Source organism: Mesorhizobium neociceri, from assembly GCF_013520985.1.
In the GTDB taxonomy this organism is placed as follows: domain Bacteria; phylum Pseudomonadota; class Alphaproteobacteria; order Rhizobiales; family Rhizobiaceae; genus Mesorhizobium; species Mesorhizobium neociceri.
Genome location: NZ_JACDTY010000029.1, coordinates 48,023 through 63,303, shown reverse-complemented (window position 1 = coordinate 63,303; position 15,281 = coordinate 48,023). Strand labels below are relative to the sequence as shown.

At 63.1% G+C, this 15,281-nt stretch carries 16 protein-coding genes and 1 riboswitch; of the genes, 9 read left to right on the top strand and 7 right to left on the bottom strand.

Features of this window, described 5'->3' with window-relative positions; genetic code table 11:
* Positions 1-259: 259 nt before the first annotated feature.
* The 3 genes from H0241_RS32465 to H0241_RS32455 all read left to right on the top strand — a co-directional run bounded on the left by H0241_RS32465 (position 260) and on the right by H0241_RS32455 (position 2,703).
* The gene (locus H0241_RS32465) at positions 260-1,060 is read left to right on the top strand and encodes a DUF3108 domain-containing protein (protein ID WP_181061845.1); all 801 of its coding nucleotides are present in this window, start codon (positions 260-262) and stop codon (positions 1,058-1,060) included.
* Positions 1,061-1,144: 84 nt separating this feature from the next.
* Entirely contained in the window at positions 1,145-2,032 is an 888-nt protein-coding gene (yddG, locus tag H0241_RS32460) for an aromatic amino acid exporter YddG (protein WP_181061844.1), read from the top strand.
* The gene (locus tag H0241_RS32455; protein ID WP_181061843.1) at positions 2,029-2,703 is read left to right on the top strand and encodes a lysoplasmalogenase family protein; all 675 of its coding nucleotides are present in this window, start codon (positions 2,029-2,031) and stop codon (positions 2,701-2,703) included. Before yddG ends, H0241_RS32455 begins: the two co-directional genes overlap by 4 nt.
* On the opposite strand, the gene H0241_RS32450 is transcribed toward H0241_RS32455, so the two are convergent.
* Positions 2,700-3,131: a cupin domain-containing protein gene (locus H0241_RS32450; protein ID WP_181061842.1), complete on the bottom strand. Its 432-nt coding sequence runs from the start codon at positions 3,129-3,131 to the stop codon at positions 2,700-2,702. The two genes, H0241_RS32455 and H0241_RS32450, sit on opposite strands and share 4 nt — an antisense overlap.
* 20 nt (positions 3,132-3,151) lie before the next feature.
* Positions 3,152-3,919, bottom strand: coding sequence for a hydroxyacylglutathione hydrolase (gloB, locus tag H0241_RS32445; RefSeq protein WP_181061841.1), 768 nt, complete (start codon positions 3,917-3,919; stop codon positions 3,152-3,154).
* A 131-nt stretch (positions 3,920-4,050) separates the two neighbouring features.
* Between gloB and H0241_RS32440 the strand changes: the two genes are divergently transcribed.
* The 3 genes from H0241_RS32440 to H0241_RS32430 all read left to right on the top strand — a co-directional run bounded on the left by H0241_RS32440 (position 4,051) and on the right by H0241_RS32430 (position 7,639).
* Entirely contained in the window at positions 4,051-4,833 is a 783-nt protein-coding gene (locus tag H0241_RS32440) for a class I SAM-dependent methyltransferase (protein ID WP_181061848.1), read from the top strand.
* A 129-nt stretch (positions 4,834-4,962) separates the two neighbouring features.
* Positions 4,963-6,780 (top strand): ABC transporter ATP-binding protein/permease, encoded by a 1,818-nt coding sequence (locus H0241_RS32435; RefSeq protein WP_181061840.1) that lies wholly within the window; start codon positions 4,963-4,965, stop codon positions 6,778-6,780.
* 64 nt (positions 6,781-6,844) lie between these two features.
* Complete coding sequence (locus tag H0241_RS32430) at positions 6,845-7,639, top strand: DUF1194 domain-containing protein (RefSeq protein WP_181061839.1); 795 nt, start codon at positions 6,845-6,847, stop codon at positions 7,637-7,639.
* Between the two features lie 52 nt (positions 7,640-7,691).
* Here H0241_RS32430 and H0241_RS32425 read toward each other — a convergent pair whose 3' ends face one another.
* Positions 7,692-8,627 carry a glycosyltransferase family 2 protein gene (locus tag H0241_RS32425; RefSeq protein ID WP_181061838.1) on the bottom strand — a complete coding sequence of 312 codons (936 nt, stop codon included), beginning with the start codon at positions 8,625-8,627 and terminating at the stop codon, positions 7,692-7,694.
* Between the two features lies 1 nt (position 8,628).
* Entirely contained in the window at positions 8,629-9,624 is a 996-nt protein-coding gene (locus tag H0241_RS32420; RefSeq protein WP_181061837.1) for a glycosyltransferase, read from the bottom strand.
* Between the two features lie 277 nt (positions 9,625-9,901).
* On the opposite strand from H0241_RS32420, the gene H0241_RS32415 reads away from it, so the two are divergent.
* Positions 9,902-10,222 carry a DUF1330 domain-containing protein gene (locus H0241_RS32415; RefSeq protein ID WP_181061836.1) on the top strand — a complete coding sequence of 107 codons (321 nt, stop codon included), beginning with the start codon at positions 9,902-9,904 and terminating at the stop codon, positions 10,220-10,222.
* Between the two features lie 9 nt (positions 10,223-10,231).
* Here the strand turns inward: H0241_RS32415 and metW are convergent, their stop codons facing one another.
* Both metW and metX read right to left on the bottom strand, forming a co-directional pair.
* Positions 10,232-10,846 carry a methionine biosynthesis protein MetW gene (gene metW / locus H0241_RS32410; RefSeq protein ID WP_112562220.1) on the bottom strand — a complete coding sequence of 205 codons (615 nt, stop codon included), beginning with the start codon at positions 10,844-10,846 and terminating at the stop codon, positions 10,232-10,234.
* Positions 10,843-12,012, bottom strand: coding sequence for a homoserine O-acetyltransferase MetX (gene metX, locus H0241_RS32405; RefSeq protein WP_181061835.1), 1,170 nt, complete (start codon positions 12,010-12,012; stop codon positions 10,843-10,845). Before metX ends, metW begins: the two co-directional genes overlap by 4 nt.
* A gap of 60 nt (positions 12,013-12,072) precedes the next feature.
* A riboswitch (SAM riboswitch) is annotated at positions 12,073-12,150 on the bottom strand.
* Between the two features lie 128 nt (positions 12,151-12,278).
* Here metX and hisC point away from each other — a divergent pair.
* Both hisC and H0241_RS32395 read left to right on the top strand, forming a co-directional pair.
* Positions 12,279-13,388 carry a histidinol-phosphate transaminase gene (hisC, locus tag H0241_RS32400; protein WP_181061834.1) on the top strand — a complete coding sequence of 370 codons (1,110 nt, stop codon included), beginning with the start codon at positions 12,279-12,281 and terminating at the stop codon, positions 13,386-13,388.
* Between the two features lie 6 nt (positions 13,389-13,394).
* Entirely contained in the window at positions 13,395-14,330 is a 936-nt protein-coding gene (locus H0241_RS32395) for a prephenate/arogenate dehydrogenase family protein (RefSeq protein WP_181061833.1), read from the top strand.
* Between the two features lie 9 nt (positions 14,331-14,339).
* Here H0241_RS32395 and H0241_RS32390 read toward each other — a convergent pair whose 3' ends face one another.
* Positions 14,340-15,275 carry a sugar kinase gene (locus H0241_RS32390; protein WP_181061832.1) on the bottom strand — a complete coding sequence of 312 codons (936 nt, stop codon included), beginning with the start codon at positions 15,273-15,275 and terminating at the stop codon, positions 14,340-14,342.
* Positions 15,276-15,281 lie beyond the last annotated feature (6 nt).

Sequence of the window (15,281 nt, the reverse complement as noted above, 5' to 3'; positions counted from 1 at the left end):
GCCTGACGGCGCCGCAATCCAAGACACCTGCCCCATCAGGCAAGTCGCGTGAACCGCTTCGACGCAAAACAGAAGCGGACAGATCATGTGCTACCAAAACCGGACAACTTGATTAGCTACTGACAGCTCCGGCTTCCCCTGACATGCGGCGGCCTTTTCATATTAAGGCCGGAATTCAGCCTATAAGCGGTCGCATAGGGACATGCCAGGCCGGAGTTGCCCATCTGCGGCTTGGAAAATTCAAGGAACGATCGCCGCCATGCTTCGCTCGTCACATGCCGTTGTCGCCATGCTCGTCGCTGCCTTGCCGACCTCAGCGCTTGCCGCCGCACCGGCAGCCACCGCACAGTCCTTCAAGGGCGAATATACGGTTTCGTTCCTCGGCCTTTCGGTGGCAAAGGCGAAATTCTCCAGCCATTATCAAGGCGATAGCTATTTCATCGACGGCACCGTCTCCAGCGCCGGCATCGCCACTTTGTTCGACGATACGAGCGGTACCATCTCGTCAAAGGGCAAGATCCTGGGCCAGCAGATGCAGCCGCAGGCGTTTCGCGCCGATTACAAGTCCGGCAAGAAGGCCTCCGTGGTCGACATCCGCTTTGCCAATGGCGCGGTTACCGCCACCCAGGTCATTCCCGAGCCGAAAAAGCGCAATCCCAAGACCTGGATACCGCTGGGTGGCAACGATCTGACATCGGTGCTCGATCCGATGGCCGCCACCGTCATCCATGCCGACAGCCTCGACAAGGTCTGCGGCCGCAAGGTGAAGTTTTATGACGGCGAGATGCGCGCCGACCTGACACTGACCTACGCCTCGAAAGGCTCGATCTCGGTCAAGGGCTACAAGGGCGATACCGTCACCTGCAAGATGAGCTTCGAGCCGGTGGCGGGCTACCGAAAAGGCCGCAAGGCGCTGAATTACCTGAAGAACAAGAGCCAGATGATGGTGACGTTTGCACCGCTCGGCCAAACCGGCGTATATGCGCCGATCCACGCCACGGTCGGGACCCAGATCGGCACCTTGACCGTCAGCGCGGGGCGTTTCGAAGCAGTTGAATAATTTGTTTTTACGCAATTCCGGACGGGCCGGAAACTTTTCCTGGAATTGCTAGAAGGGCGCCATTGCGCGCCGCCGGAGACGGGCATGGGGCGCGCAACACTGATCGGTTTCTCGGCGGTTGCCATGTGGGCGCTGCTGGCGTTGCTCACCGACGCGTCGGGCGCCGTGCCACCTTTTCTTTTGTCGGCCATCACCTTCACCATCGGCACCGCGGTCGGGCTGGTCGCCCGGCTGTTCATGCCGGTGACCGACAAAAGCCAGAAGATCCCGCGCCAGGTCTGGGTGATCGGCATTGCCGGCCTGTTCGGCTACCACTTCTTTTACTTCACCGCGTTGCGCAACGCGCCGGCGGTGGAGGCGAGCCTGATCGCCTATCTGTGGCCGCTGCTGATCGTGCTCGGCTCTGCGCTGATGCCGGGTGAGAAGCTGGCCTGGAACCATGTCGTCGGCGCGCTGCTGGGGCTGGCCGGGACCGTTCTCATCGTCACCAAGGGCGGCGGGCTTGCCTTCGATGCGCGCTACGCCTTCGGCTATGCGATGGCCGCCGTCTGCGCGCTGCTGTGGTCGTCCTATTCGCTGCTGTCGCGGCGCTTCCCGGCGGTGCCGACCTCGATCGTCACCTGGTTCTGCGCCGCCACAGCGGCGCTGTCCCTCGTCTGCCATCTGTTGCTGGAACAGACGGTGCTGCCCGATGGCCCCCGCCAGTGGCTGGCCGTGCTCGGTCTCGGGCTGATGCCGGTGGGTGCGGCTTTCTACGCCTGGGATATCGGCGTCAAGCGCGGCAACATCCAGGTGCTCGGCGCGGCAAGCTATGCAGCACCGCTTCTGTCGACGCTGGTGCTGATCGCGGCCGGCGTCGCCGAGCCATCGCTGCGCATCCTTGCCGCCTGCGTGCTGATCACCGGTGGCGCGGCCTTGGCGGCGAAATCGCTGTTTCTGCGCAAGCCGGCAACTGGTGGAGCAAGCGCATGACGATGCCGTTTGCCGGCGGCATCGACGCCAATGCCAATGCGACATTGATTTTTTCGCTGGTCGCAGCGGTGATCTACGCCTTCACCCTGGACATGCGGCCCGCACTTGCCCGCTCGGCGGCAAAGATGCTGGCGGTGGCCATGCTTGCGGTGCTGGCCTTCATGCAAGGTGGGCCGCTGCTGCTCGTCGCGGCACTTGCCCTCAGCGCCGTCGGCGACGCCTTCCTGTCGCGTGACGGCGAGACGGCCTTCCTCGGTGGATTGGCCAGTTTCCTGGCGGCGCACATCCTCTATGTGCCGCTCTTTCTGCGTAGCGGCGGCGGGTTGGATGTGCTGGGTACTGAAACATGGCGCGGCGCCATCGCACTCGCCATGGCGGCCTTCGTGGTCATCATGCTGGCGGCACTCTGGCGCCGTGTCGGCCCCGGCCTGCGCCTGCCGATCGCTGTCTATATCGCGGCCATCCTAGCGATGGGCATTTCGGCGTTGACGCTCGACAATCCGTGGGTCATCGGCGGCGCCGTCCTGTTCATGGCGTCGGACGCGCTGCTTGCCGCAGAGAAATTCCTGGTGCCGGCCATCGCACCCTATCGCGCCGGCATCCGCTACGCGGTCTGGGCGCTGTACTACGCCGCACAACTGGCCATTACGCTCGGTTTCTTGCTGGGTTAGGGCTGCCAGCCAGGTTCGGCCATCTCGAAGGCGGCGAAGTCGAAGCCCGGCGCCACGGTGCAGCCGACCAATGTCCATTCGCCTAGGCTGCGCGCCGATTGCCACCAGCCGGCCGGCACCACGATCTGCGGCCGCTCGCCCGCCGCAAGTTCAATGCCGAGCACCTGCTCGATCACCTGGTTGAACTTTGGACTGCCTTCCTCGCACATCGACAGCGCCAGCGGCGCCCCGGCATGGAAATGCCAGACCTCGGCCGCGTCCCTGACCCGGTGCCAGGCCGAAATCTGGTCCTGCTCCAACAGAAAATAAATCGCGGTCGAATGGCCACGCGCACCGCCGTCGCCGTCGCGAAAGGTCTCGGCATACCAGCCCCCTTCCGGATGCGCCTTGAGGCCAAGCGTGGCGATGATTTCAGCGGCGCTGGTCATGGCTGTTCCCAGAACGATGCTCAGAAATTGTCCTTGCGCTTGCGGATTTCGGCGAACACGTCGGCATCGCTGGCCTTCTCCATGCCGAGATGCTTGCGGATCGCCGGGTCGTGCCAGCGCAGGAACGGATTGGTCGACAGTTCCTCGCCAATCGTGGTCGGCAGCGTCGCCTTGTTGTCGGCGCGCAAAGCCTCGATCTTGGCGGCGCGTTCCCTGAGCGCCGAATTGGTCGGATCCACAGTCAGCGCAAAGCGGGCATTCGAAAGCGTGTATTCATGGCCGCAATAGATGACCGTGTCTGCCGGCAGCGCGGCGAGCTTCTTCAGCGATTCATACATGACCGGCGGCTTGCATTCGAACAGCCGGCCGCAGCCGAGCGCGAACAGCGTGTCGGCGGTGAACGCCACTTTCGAGGCCGGCAGGTGATAGGATACATGGCCCGCCGTGTGACCAGGCGTGGCGATGACGTCGATCCGCTCGCCGCCGAGATGGACGACCGAGCCTTGGCCGACGGTCTCGTCGATGCCGGGGATCTTTTCCTTTTCCGCTTCCGGCCCGACGATGCGCAGCTTGAAGCGCTCCTTCAGCGCCAGATTGGCCTCGACATGGTCGACATGGTGATGGGTGGTCAGGATCATCGTCGGCTTCCAGCCGGTACGCTCGATCGCGGCCAGGATCGGCGCTTCTTCGGGTGCGTCGATGATCGCGGTCTCGCCGCTTTTGGGGTCATGCACCAGCACGCCGAAATTGTCGCTGCGGCACATGAATTGTTCGATTTCGACCGGCATTTTCTCTCTCCATCTGTCGCCGCAGACATAGGGCGCTTGGCCCTCGATGTCATCCAGCTTTGTTGAACTACCTTTTGTTGAACTGGGCGCCTTTGTTGAACTTGCGCGGCATCGCAGCTACCGTCCCGCGCATGCATTCCGATATTGTCGATCTTCGTTCCTTCTATTCGACCACGCTCGGCCGCCTGGCCGAACGCTCGATCACCATGGCGCTGTCCTCGATATGGGCTGCCGTGCCCAATGAGCGGCTGGTCGGGCTTGGCTATACCTTGCCGTGGCTGGAGCGGTTCGGCACCGATGCCGAGCGGGTCTTTGCCTTCATGCCGGCAACGCAGGGCGCCGTGGTCTGGCCGGCGAGCGGGCCGACGTCGACGGCACTGGTCTTCGACGAGGAATTGCCGCTTGTCGATTCCTGCATCGACCGCATGCTGCTGGTGCATTCGCTCGAACATGTCGAAAACCCGCGCGAAACGCTGAACGAGATCTGGCGGGTGCTGTCGCCGGCGGGCCGCGTCGTCATCGTCGTGCCCAACCGGCGCGGTGTCTGGGCCCGGTTCGAGCACACGCCGTTCGGCAATGGCCGGCCGTTCTCGCGCGGCCAGCTCACCGAATTGCTGCGCGAGGCGAATTTCACGCCGGCCTCCTGGTCCGACGCGCTGTTCTTCCCGCCATCGCCGCGGCGCTTCATGATGCGGTTCCACAATGTGCTGGAACGCGCCGGCCGGCGGTTTTGGCCGATCTTTTCCGGCGTCATCGTGGTCGAGGCGCAGAAGCGGCTCTATCAGGGCGTGCCGGCTGCGCAGCGCGCCTCGCGCCGGGTCTTCGTGCCTGTGCTGTCGCCGCACGGCGCGACGCGGCTTGGCCGCCGGGCCGAAGGGGTGACATCGACCACGCGTCAGGTGACACCTTCGTGATCATGAGGTGTTGCGTGGGGTTTTCCCACCTATCTGTCGCAGGTGCGTTCGCAGGCCGTTTGAGCGGCGGATGCCTTCAAATCCCTCCATCCGGTTTCAGCACCGCTGTTGAACGCAAGGACCCAGGCCATGGCTGATCACCCGGACACGAACGCCGCCGCCCAGCCGGTTACAGTCGAAGCCAGCAGTCTGCGCGAACAGGTGGCGACCATAAAACGCGCGCTGGGCGGTTCGCCAGTGCGCAAATGGCTGGTCTGGACGTCGGTCGGCATCATGGCGGTCATCGTCGCGACGTCGATCGGCCAGGTTCTGCTCAACCGCTGGAACCAGCCCTTCTACGATGCGCTGGCGCGTCGCGACATGGCGGCCTTCCTGCATCAGCTCATGATCTTCGCAATGATCGCCGGCACGCTGCTGGTGCTCAACATCGCTCAGACCTGGCTCAACCAGATGATCCGGCTGAAACTGCGCGAAGCGCTGACGCTCGACCTGATCGACCAGTGGATGCGGCCGGCGCGGGCCTTCAGGCTTGCCAATGCCGGCGCCATTGGCGTCAATCCCGACCAGCGCATGCAGCAGGATGCCGCACATCTGTCCGATCTGTCGACGGATCTCGGCGTCGGACTGCTGCAATCCTTCATCCTGCTCGTGTCCTTCGTCGGCGTGCTGTGGCAATTGTCGTCAGGCTTCGTCTTCCACATCAACGGCTGGTCGCTGGCCATACCGGGCTACATGGTCTGGGCCGCGTTTCTCTATGCCGGCATCGCCTCCTGGCTGAGCTGGCTGGTTGGGCGCCCGCTGATCCGTCTCAACAGCGACCGCTACACGCGTGAAGCCGAGCTGCGTTCCTCGATGGTGCGCGTCAACGAAAATGTCGATGCCATTGCGCTCTACCATGGCGAAGCCGATGCCAAGACACGGCTCGAAGTCGATCTCGGCACGGTGCTGGGCGCGATGCGGCGCATTTATACCGCGCAGATCAACCTGTCCTGGGTGACCGACACCTATGGCTGGATCACCGTGGTGGCGCCGATCCTGGTTGCTTCACCAGTCTATTTCTCAGGCGACATCAGCTTTGGCGGCCTGATGATGGCGGTCGGCGCTTTCAACCAGGTGCACTCGTCGCTGCGCTGGTTCATCAACAACATCGGCGGCATCGCCGACTGGCGCGCGACGCTGATGCGCGTCGCCGACTTCCGTATCGCGCTCGACGAAACCGATGTGCTGCATGACAAGGAAAAGCGCATCGAGTTCGGCGACAACGCCAATAGCAGCATGACCTTCGAGAGGCTCGAAGTGGCCTCGCCGGAAGGCTGCACCAAACTTTCCGACAGCCATGTCGAAATCCATCCCGGCGAGCGCGTCATGATCACCGGCGAGCCGGGCGCCGGCAAGACACTGTTCTTCCGCGCCATTGCAGGCCTCTGGCCATGGGGCAGCGGGCGGATCGGCCTGCCGGCGGGAGAAGTCCCGATCTTTGTGCCGCGCGTCCCGTATTTCCCGGCCGGAACCTTGCGCGAGGTGCTGCACCCGAACGGATCCGCGCCGGCTGATGACGCCGATTTTTCGGCGGTGCTTGCCGAGGTCGGCCTTCAGCGGCTGTCATCCTCGCTCGACCGTTCCGCGCGCTGGGAACGTGAACTCAGCGATGACGAACAGCGCTCGCTGGCCTTCGCCAGGCTTGCCTTGCGGCAGCCGAAATGGGTGATCATCGACGAGGCGATGGATGCCTTCGACGGCCCGTCATTGCGGCGCGTGCTGTCGATGCTGGAGAAACGCCTGCCCGAGACCGCGATCCTCAACATCGGCCGCGGACTGCACAATGGTTTCTTTCCCCGCGCGTTGAGCATCGTGAAGGATACGGAAGCGGTGGCGCTGAAACCTGCCCGCGTCAGGGCCGGCGCCATCGATCCACCACCGAAAGCAACTACCCGGCGAAAGAAGTAGAAGGGGCTTTATTTCGCCGCGATCGCGGCCAAGATTCGCGGATCGAAACATCCGTGGTGCGGCCATGCTCGATGCGCTCAGCCTGCTTGTCTGCCTTGCCTGCGCCACGCCCGTGGCTGCCCCGGCCAACAGCGTTGCGGTGGATGTCGAACTGGTGCTGGCCGTCGACATCTCGCAGTCGATGGACGAGAGGGAGTTCGCCCTGCAGCGCGCCGGCTATGTAGAGGCGCTCAGGCATCCCGATTTCATCAAGGCGGTGCGCTCGGGCACGACCGGCCGCATCGCGCTTGCCTATTTCGAATGGGCAGGCGTCGTGCGCGAGGATGGCGTCATCGCCTGGCAGGTCATCGACAGCCAAGAGAGCGCCAACGCCTTCGCCGACAGAATAGCCGCGCGGCCGTTCCGCAGCTTTCGCGGCACCTCGATTTCCGGCGCGCTTGCCTTTGGCGCCGGGCTTTTCGACGGCACCGGGTTCGACGCGCCACGCAGCGTCATCGATATTTCCGGCGATGGTCCCAACAATACCGGGTCGCCGGTTACCACGACACGCGATGCCGCGGTGGCCAAAGGTATCGTCATCAACGGCTTGCCGATCCTGATCAGTCCGTCGCCGACCTTCAGCCATCTCGACCAGTATTATGACGACTGCGTCACCGGCGGGCCTGGCTCCTTCGTGCTGCCGATCTACGCGGCCTCCGAATTCGCCACCGCCATACGCCGCAAGCTGATCCTGGAGGTGAGCGGCATTGCCGATACGACCGTGGTCCCGATCGATGCCGCAGCGCCCATGGACTGCCTGCAGGGCGAACGTGACCGGCGGCTTTACTCCGACCCGTATCTACCGGAACTCGACAAATGAGGTTTTGAGGCATTTCCGGAGGGAAAGCAGCCGTGCGGCTTCCCGGGAAGTTTCAGGCCGGCCGGGCACCGTATTTGTCGCGAAATTCGGCGTAGAGATCGCGGCGCCAGCGCCGGCCTCCGACATAGCCACGCAACAGTTGCGGCACCGAATAGCCGAGCGCCTTCGACGACCGGTTGGCGATATAGCCGGAGAAGGCCTGCGAAACCCTGCCCTTGAGCGCGTCGGCGATGATCTGCCGGGCGATCATGTAGGGCGGAATGTCGGGATAGCGGTCGGCGATGTAAGGGTGCTTGTCAATCAAACTGGCATAGGCTTCGACATAGCCGTCGCGCTGCCCGGAGATCGAATTCTCCGAATTGTACTTTTTCCAGTCGATCACTTCGGACAGTTGCGCGCCGCTGCGACGGGCAAAGCGCAGCAGCAATTCGCGATCCTGCATGCGCGTGACGTCGCTGTCGTAACCGCCGATGGCCAGCAGCGACTCGCGCCGGGCAGTGATTGCCGAGCCTGCAATGAAGATCGTTTGCGCGACGAGGGCCCGCTCCAGTGTGTCGCGGCTCAGAAACGCCTCGCGATTGACGCAGTTGGTGCGGCGATTGCCCTTCAGCGACACAAACGAGCTGATCAGCACCTCGAGCGAGGTATTGTTGTCGAACCGCTGCAGCGTCCGCTCCAGCCGGTCGGGCAAATAAACATCGTCTGAATCGAGAAACGCCACCACCGGCGCCCGCGCCCGCTCGATACCGGCATTGCGGGCGGCATTGGCGCCGCGCCATTTCGAACCGACATAGATCAGCCGCGGGTCACGGATTTCGGCAAGTGCCGCGGCCGTGCCGTCGGTCGAGCCGTCATCGACGACAATGTGTTCGAATCGGGTAAAATTCTGCGCCAGAACGCTTTCGACGGCGCGCACGACCTTGCTGCGCCGGTTGTGTGTGGGCGTGATCACCGAGATAAGAGGCTCGATATCCAAGGTCTTGGCCATTTCAGCTATGACCCACATAAAGAGGCACATGTTCCGGTTCATCCCGGACCAGACCAAGCGCCATGGCCATCTGGGAAACAAAAACCAGAGTGCAAAAGGCCAACCCGACGATCAGGGCAAACGGAATCTGCCAGATAGGCATCCCGAGTTGTGCCGAATGCGCAACGACGCGCCGGCTCAATCGCCAGGATGTTGAAAACCAGTGCCTTGTCGCCTTCAGCATGCGCCTGCCTTGCGAAGATGATTCCAGCGCCACATATTTGCGGTCCGCGTCGCGCCCGGTAACCAGGGCGCGCCAGAAGAAAAAGCGCCAGCCGCGCGGGGGATAATGGCTGGCCCGAGCATCGACCCTGACAAAGTCATATCCGCTTTCTCGTAACTGGCTCGTCAGCAATGTGCAAGAAACCTTGAAACCGTTGCTGGCAGGGTAGGGGTGGTTGGCTAACCAGATTCTACGAAAAGCGCAATTGTTGGCGTTCATCGCCCGCTTTGAAGCGAAACGCTGGTCACCCTCGCGCAGGGGGAAGAACCACAGAAGGGCAAAGGTCCGCGAGGCGAAATCGTCGCAGTCGAGATAGGTGTAGCCACTCACGGCAGTCTTCGTCGGGTCCCCCAGCGGTTTCAGCAGCGCCGACAGCCAGCCTTTCTCAACAACCGTATCCGAATCGGTGAAAATGACGACGTCGCCCGTTGCAAACTGGGCGCCCTTGTTTTTGACCTCATAGTATCGGCCTCCGGTGCAGGCGCCGAAGACCAGGTTTGCAACCGTGCCAAGTTGCGGGACAAGTTCGCAGATACGCTGCTGGAGCAGCGGCGTATCGGTATTCTGCCCGCTGTGGACGATAATAAGCTCCGGTTTGGCGTACTGTTCGTCCGCCGTTGCCCTTTCGATCTCGCGCGCCAAAGCGGTGAGTGCAACGCCAATCTCATCTTGGTCGATGGACTTGGCATTCTCCATTTCGACAACAACCGAATAGGTCGGATTTTTCCGTTCCATGCCCCGCTCAGTATCACCTGCGAGGCAACGCTACAAAGAACATGCTCACATGTCATCACGCGATGCGAGCGGCGACCTGCCTGAATAACGAATTTCGAGCCTCGCGCCCCAATGGCAACACCCTCGCGGATCGGGAGACATGCATTGGAGGGAGGATAGGCGTACCGCATCGGCCGCGTTCCTATTACCTCAGGCGTAATCGACCGATGGCCATCATCCCTGCAGATTGTGCCCACGAAGCCGGTTGTTGCGCTTCGATCGAACAGGGAGTTCAGCCATGACCGCCTACGCCGTCGCCCATATGCGTCAAGTCACAATAGGCCCGCAGATTGTCGAGTATCTGCAGAGGATCGACGCCACATTGGAGCCGTTCGGCGGCCGCTTTCTTGTCCATGGCGGCGACCTGGACGTGGTCGAGAACGAATGGCCGGGGCATCTGATCGTCATCGAGTTTCCGGACAGGGCGCATGCGCGCGGCTGGTATGATTCGCCTGCCTATCGGGAGATCCTGGCCTTGCGTACCGACAACTCCCATGCCGATGTGGTCATCGCCGACGGTGTCAGGCACCCGCACAAGGCCACGGACGTGCTGGAATAGGGGCAAACTCTACCGCTTCAGCAAGAACACCGCCTGCTGGCCGAAGAAATTCCAGAACCACCATGGCATCGACAGGCCAATCTTCTGGCCGTTGCCGTCGAGCGCGGTGGCTTTTTCGACCGAAGCGCCGAGCTCTTCGACCAGATTGACGAAGTCGCGGATGGTGCAGAAGTGGATGTTGGGCGTGTCGTACCAGGAATAGGGCAGGTCCTCGGTCACCGGCATCCGTCCCTTGAAGAACAACGACAGCCGCACCCGCCAATGGCCGAAATTGGGGAAGGAGACGATGGCGCGGTTGCCGATTCTCAAGAGTTCGTCGAGCACCAGCTTCGGGTTGCGAGTCGCCTGCAGCGTCTGCGACAGGACGACGAAGTCAAAACCCTTGTCTGGATAGAATTCGAGGTCGGTGTCGGCATCGCCCTGGATGACCGAGAGGCCGCGCGCCACGCATTCGTTGACGCCGCGCTGCGACAGTTCCAGCCCGCGCCCGTCGACCTGTTTGGTTTCCTGCAACAGTTCGAGCAACAGGCCGTCGCCCGAGCCGACATCGAGCACCCGCGAGAGCGGCGGGATGAGGCCGGCGACGACTTCGAGGTCGACGCGCTGGGCGCGGTTGACGCTCATGAGGCGAGCCCTCTCGCCCGCGCGGCCGAGCCGATAAAGCCGTTGATGGCGGCAAACAGTTCCGGCTCGTCGAGCAGGAAGGCGTCATGGCCGCGATCGGTGTCGATCTCGACGAAGGAGACGGACGCGCCGGCGGCGTTGAGCGCATGCACGATCGAGCGGCTCTCCTCGGTCGGGAACAGCCAGTCCGAGGTGAACGATACCAGGCAAAAGCGCGTCTTCGTGCCGGCAAAGGCGTCGGCCAGCCGGCCGCCATGGTCGGCGGCGAGGTCGAAATAATCCATCGAACGGGTCATGTAGAGATAGGAGTTGGCATCGAAGCGGTCGACGAAGGTCATGCCCTGGTGGCGTAGATAGCTTTCGATCTGGAAGTCGGCGTCGAAACCGAAGGTCAGCGCGTCGCGGTCCTGCAGATTGCGGCCGAATTTTCTGTGCAGAGCGGCTTCCGACAGATAGGTGATGTGGGCGGCCATGCGCGCCACCGCCAGCCCTTTTTCAGGGCGCTTGCCGTGCTCGAAATATTTGCCGCCATGCCAGTCCGGGTCGGCCATGACAGCCTGACGGCCGACCTCATGGAAGGCGATGTTCTGCGAGGAATGGCGCGCGCCGGTGGCGATCGGCAAAGCCGAGAAGACGCGCTCGGAATAGCACGATGCCCATTCGAGCACCTGCATGCCACCCATCGAGCCGCCAAGCACGCAAAACAGCTTCTCGATGCCGAAATGGTCGACCAGCATCAGCTGCGCCCGCACCATGTCGCGGATGGTGATGATTGGCAGGTCGAGCCCGTAAGGCTTGCCGGTGGCGGGATTGGTCGAAGCCGGGCCGGTGGAGCCGAGACAGCCGCCGATGACGTTGGAGCAGATGACGAAGAAACGGTTGGTGTCGATGATCTTGCCGGGGCCGATCAGCACTTCCCACCAGCCGGGCTTGCCGGTCACCGGATTGGTGTTGGCGACATGCTGGTCACCGGTCAGCGCGTGGCAGACCAGGATGGCGTTGGTGCGCGCGTCGTTGAGCGTGCCGTAGGTCTGGTAGGCGATCTGGAACGGCGACAAAAGCGTGCCGGCGTCGAGCTTGAGCGGCTTGTCGGGGCCGAAACGCAACACAGGGCTGGACGGGCTGTCGGCCTCGTTGTTGGTTTTTGCAGCGCGGAGCGCGGTCATGTGACTCTCCTTGCCCGCCGTCAGGCAATAAAAAACCGGCAATGCGATCGCAAAGCCGGTTACGTCACGCAAACGGCCCTTTAGCGAGTTGTTTAACGTGGCTGCAAGCCGACCGGCCAAATCACCACGGAACTGTTGCGTTCTTCTAGAACTCACGCGGCCCGGCGTCAACGGCAAGCTATTGCCGCCGCCTCTCGACATTCGGAGCCACGGCTTGTATTTCCGCTGCGGCCTCCGGACGGAGGCATTCTCGACGGATTTGCGACATGGACAAGACAGCGGACAAGGCACGGCCAACGCCCCGCGCGGGCATCATGGAAATAGAAGCCTATGTGCCTGGCAAGAGCACCGCGCCGGCCGGCGTCGCCAAGGTCCATAAACTGTCGTCGAACGAGAACCCGCTCGGCCCGTCGCCGAAAGCAATCGAGGCCGCGCGTGAAGTGGCTAGCAAGCTGGACGTCTACCCCGACGGCACCGCCCGCCGGCTGCGCGAGGCGATCGGCGAGGTGCATGGCCTCAATGCGGCAAACATCATCTGCTCCAACGGCTCCGACGAGATATTGGGCCTGCTGGCGCAGACCTATCTGGCGCCAGGCGATGAGGCCATCATCACCGAACACGCCTTCATGATCTACAAGATCTACATCCAGTCGGCCGGCGGGAAACCGGTGACGGTCAAGGAAACCGACGAGCGCGCCGATGTCGACGCGATTCTGGCCGCGGTTACGCCGCGGACCAAAATCGTGTTCCTCGCCAATCCCAACAATCCGACCGGCACCTACTTGCCGTTCCAGGAGGTTCGCCGCCTGCATGCCGCCCTGCCGGGCAATGTGCTTCTGGTGCTCGACGCGGCCTATGCCGAGTATGTCCGGCGCAACGACTACGAGGCCGGCATCGAGCTGGCGGGCAGTGCCCAGAACGTCGTCATGACCCGCACATTTTCCAAGCTCGGCCTAGGCGGCGCGCGCATCGGCTGGATGTATGGCCCGCTGCACATCGTCGATGCGATCAACCGCATCCGCGGTCCTTTCAACGTCAACGCGACGGCAATCGAGGCCGGCATTGCCGCCATTCGTGACCGCGCCCATGTCGAGCGCAGTTCGTTGCACAACGAGACCTGGCTCATTTGGCTGAATGAACAGCTGACGAAGCTTGGGCTCAGGGTGACGCCCAGCGTCGGCAATTTCGTCCTCATCCATTTCCCCGAGGACAAGAAGCATTCGGCAGAGGCGGCGGACGATTACCTCACCCAGCGCGGCTATATATTGCGACGCGTTACCGGCTATGGCTTTCCCAACGCGCTGCGCATGAGCGTCGGTACCGAAGAAGCCAATCGCGGCGTTATCGACGCCCTCACGACATTCCTGAAAAGCTGAAAACACATGACGTCACCAATGTTCGAGAAAATCGCGCTGGTCGGCATCGGTCTGATCGGCTCGTCGCTGGCCCGTGTCATCCGCCGCGAGGGTCTCGCCCGCCATGTCGCCATCGCGACGCGCAGCCCGACCACGCTGGCGCGGGCGAAGGAGCTCGGTCTTGGCGAGAGCTACAACACCGACGCCAAGGAAGCCGTACGTGACGCCGACCTGATCATCGTTTCGGTGCCGGTCGGTTCATCGGGCGAGGTGGCGCAAGAGATCGCGCCGGCGTTGAAAAAGGGCGCCATCCTCACCGATGTCGGTTCGACCAAGGCTTCGGTGATCGCGCAAATGCAGCCTTATGTGCCGGACGGCGTGCATTTCATCCCGGGACATCCACTGGCGGGCACCGAGAAGTCGGGCCCTGATGCCGGCTTCGCCGAGCTGTTCGAAAACCGCTGGTGCATCTTTACGCCGCTTCCCGACACCGATCCGGCCGCGCTGGAGAAGCTGTCGGAGTTTTGGCGGCGCTGCGGCTCGAACATCGACACGATGGACCCGCAGCATCACGACATGACGCTGGCCATCGTTTCGCATCTGCCGCACATCATCGCCTACAACATCGTCGGCACCGCTGACGATCTACAGTCGGTGACCAAGTCGGAAGTGATCAAATATTCGGCCTCGGGTTTCCGCGACTTCACCCGTCTCGCCGCTTCCGACCCGACCATGTGGCGCGACGTGTGCCTGCACAACAAGGACGCCATCCTCGAAATGCTGGCGCGCTTTTCGGAAGACCTAGCCTCGCTGCAGCGGGCGATCCGCTGGGGCGACGGCGAAAAGCTGTTCGACCTGTTCACCCGCACCCGCGCCGTGCGCCGCTCGATCATCGAGGCCGGGCAGGACATCGACGTGCCGGATTTTGGCCGCCAGGCAGTCGAGCATCCCAAAGGGAGCTGATATTCAGGCTTAGCCTTGTTGGGATGCCGGCCAGGTCGCCTCGACCATGGCCATTGTCTCGGCCCGATCCGGCGCCCCCAGCCGGCCACCAAAACGCTGACATTTGAGCGCGGCGGCGGCACTGGCAAAGCGCAAGGCCTGCTCGATGGGCATGGCTTCCGCGAGCCCGACGGCGAAGGCGCCGTGAAACACGTCGCCGGCGGCAAGCGTGTCGACCGCCTTGATCTTTGGCGCTGCAATGTGGCGAACGCCGCCGGCAGACCGATCATGCCACCAGCTCCCCGCGGCGCCACCGGTGACCGCGACGAAGGCGTCGGTGCGGCTGGCGAGGTCGGCACAGGCGGTTTCCGGATCCAGGGCGTGGCCGCAGACGATGCGCGCCGCCATCTCCGAAGCGACGATGTGTGACGCCAGCGGCAACAGACGCTCCAGCACTTCGAGCGGCGCCGTGTCGGCGTCGAGGATCGCCGGGCGGCCGGCGTCGCGCGCGGCGGTCAAAGCAAGTGCGGCGGCACCGGGCCAGCGGACATCGACCAGAACGGCGTCGAAGGCGGTGAGATCGGCGACGGGCAGCGCCTCGGGGTCGGCCTGCGCCTTCGGGTCGTAGAAAGGCACGATGATGCGTTCGCCATGGGCGTCGACCAGGATCGAGGCCAGCGCCGAACGCGCGCCTTTGACGCGGCGGACAAAGCTGCAGTCAACGCCCTCGGCCGCGATGCCGGCCAGCAGTTGGTCGCCGACGCCATCGTCACCCGCACTTGCCCACAGGAACACCTCGGCGCCGAGACGGTGTGCGGCGCAGGCAGCACTTGTCGCCATGCCCGCAGCGATCTGGACACCGTCCGAGGCGATGAACTTGCCCTGATGCGTGGGCAAGGTTTCGACGCGCAGGATCGTGTCCAGCGTCAGCGCGCCAACGCTCAGCAGTTTCACCGGCCGGTTCATGCGTTG

What these genes read in the sequence shown, in the direction of transcription:
- gloB (WP_181061841.1), bottom strand. Translation starts at nt 3,919, where the DNA reads ATGCCGGTCGAAATCGAACAATTCATGTGCCGCAGCGACAATTTCGGC.
- H0241_RS32390 (WP_181061832.1), bottom strand. Translation starts at nt 15,275, where the DNA reads ATGAACCGGCCGGTGAAACTGCTGAGCGTTGGCGCGCTGACGCTGGAC.
- H0241_RS32440 (WP_181061848.1), top strand. Translation starts at nt 4,051, where the DNA reads ATGCATTCCGATATTGTCGATCTTCGTTCCTTCTATTCGACCACGCTC.
- H0241_RS32455 (WP_181061843.1), top strand. Translation starts at nt 2,029, where the DNA reads ATGACGATGCCGTTTGCCGGCGGCATCGACGCCAATGCCAATGCGACA.
- H0241_RS32425 (WP_181061838.1), bottom strand. Translation starts at nt 8,627, where the DNA reads ATGGCCAAGACCTTGGATATCGAGCCTCTTATCTCGGTGATCACGCCC.
- H0241_RS32420 (WP_181061837.1), bottom strand. Translation starts at nt 9,624, where the DNA reads ATGGAACGGAAAAATCCGACCTATTCGGTTGTTGTCGAAATGGAGAAT.
- H0241_RS32395 (WP_181061833.1), top strand. Translation starts at nt 13,395, where the DNA reads ATGACGTCACCAATGTTCGAGAAAATCGCGCTGGTCGGCATCGGTCTG.
- H0241_RS32465 (WP_181061845.1), top strand. Translation starts at nt 260, where the DNA reads ATGCTTCGCTCGTCACATGCCGTTGTCGCCATGCTCGTCGCTGCCTTG.
- H0241_RS32415 (WP_181061836.1), top strand. Translation starts at nt 9,902, where the DNA reads ATGACCGCCTACGCCGTCGCCCATATGCGTCAAGTCACAATAGGCCCG.
- H0241_RS32450 (WP_181061842.1), bottom strand. Translation starts at nt 3,131, where the DNA reads ATGACCAGCGCCGCTGAAATCATCGCCACGCTTGGCCTCAAGGCGCAT.
- metW (WP_112562220.1), bottom strand. Translation starts at nt 10,846, where the DNA reads ATGAGCGTCAACCGCGCCCAGCGCGTCGACCTCGAAGTCGTCGCCGGC.
- yddG (WP_181061844.1), top strand. Translation starts at nt 1,145, where the DNA reads ATGGGGCGCGCAACACTGATCGGTTTCTCGGCGGTTGCCATGTGGGCG.
- hisC (WP_181061834.1), top strand. Translation starts at nt 12,279, where the DNA reads ATGGACAAGACAGCGGACAAGGCACGGCCAACGCCCCGCGCGGGCATC.
- H0241_RS32430 (WP_181061839.1), top strand. Translation starts at nt 6,845, where the DNA reads ATGCTCGATGCGCTCAGCCTGCTTGTCTGCCTTGCCTGCGCCACGCCC.
- H0241_RS32435 (WP_181061840.1), top strand. Translation starts at nt 4,963, where the DNA reads ATGGCTGATCACCCGGACACGAACGCCGCCGCCCAGCCGGTTACAGTC.
- metX (WP_181061835.1), bottom strand. Translation starts at nt 12,012, where the DNA reads ATGACCGCGCTCCGCGCTGCAAAAACCAACAACGAGGCCGACAGCCCG.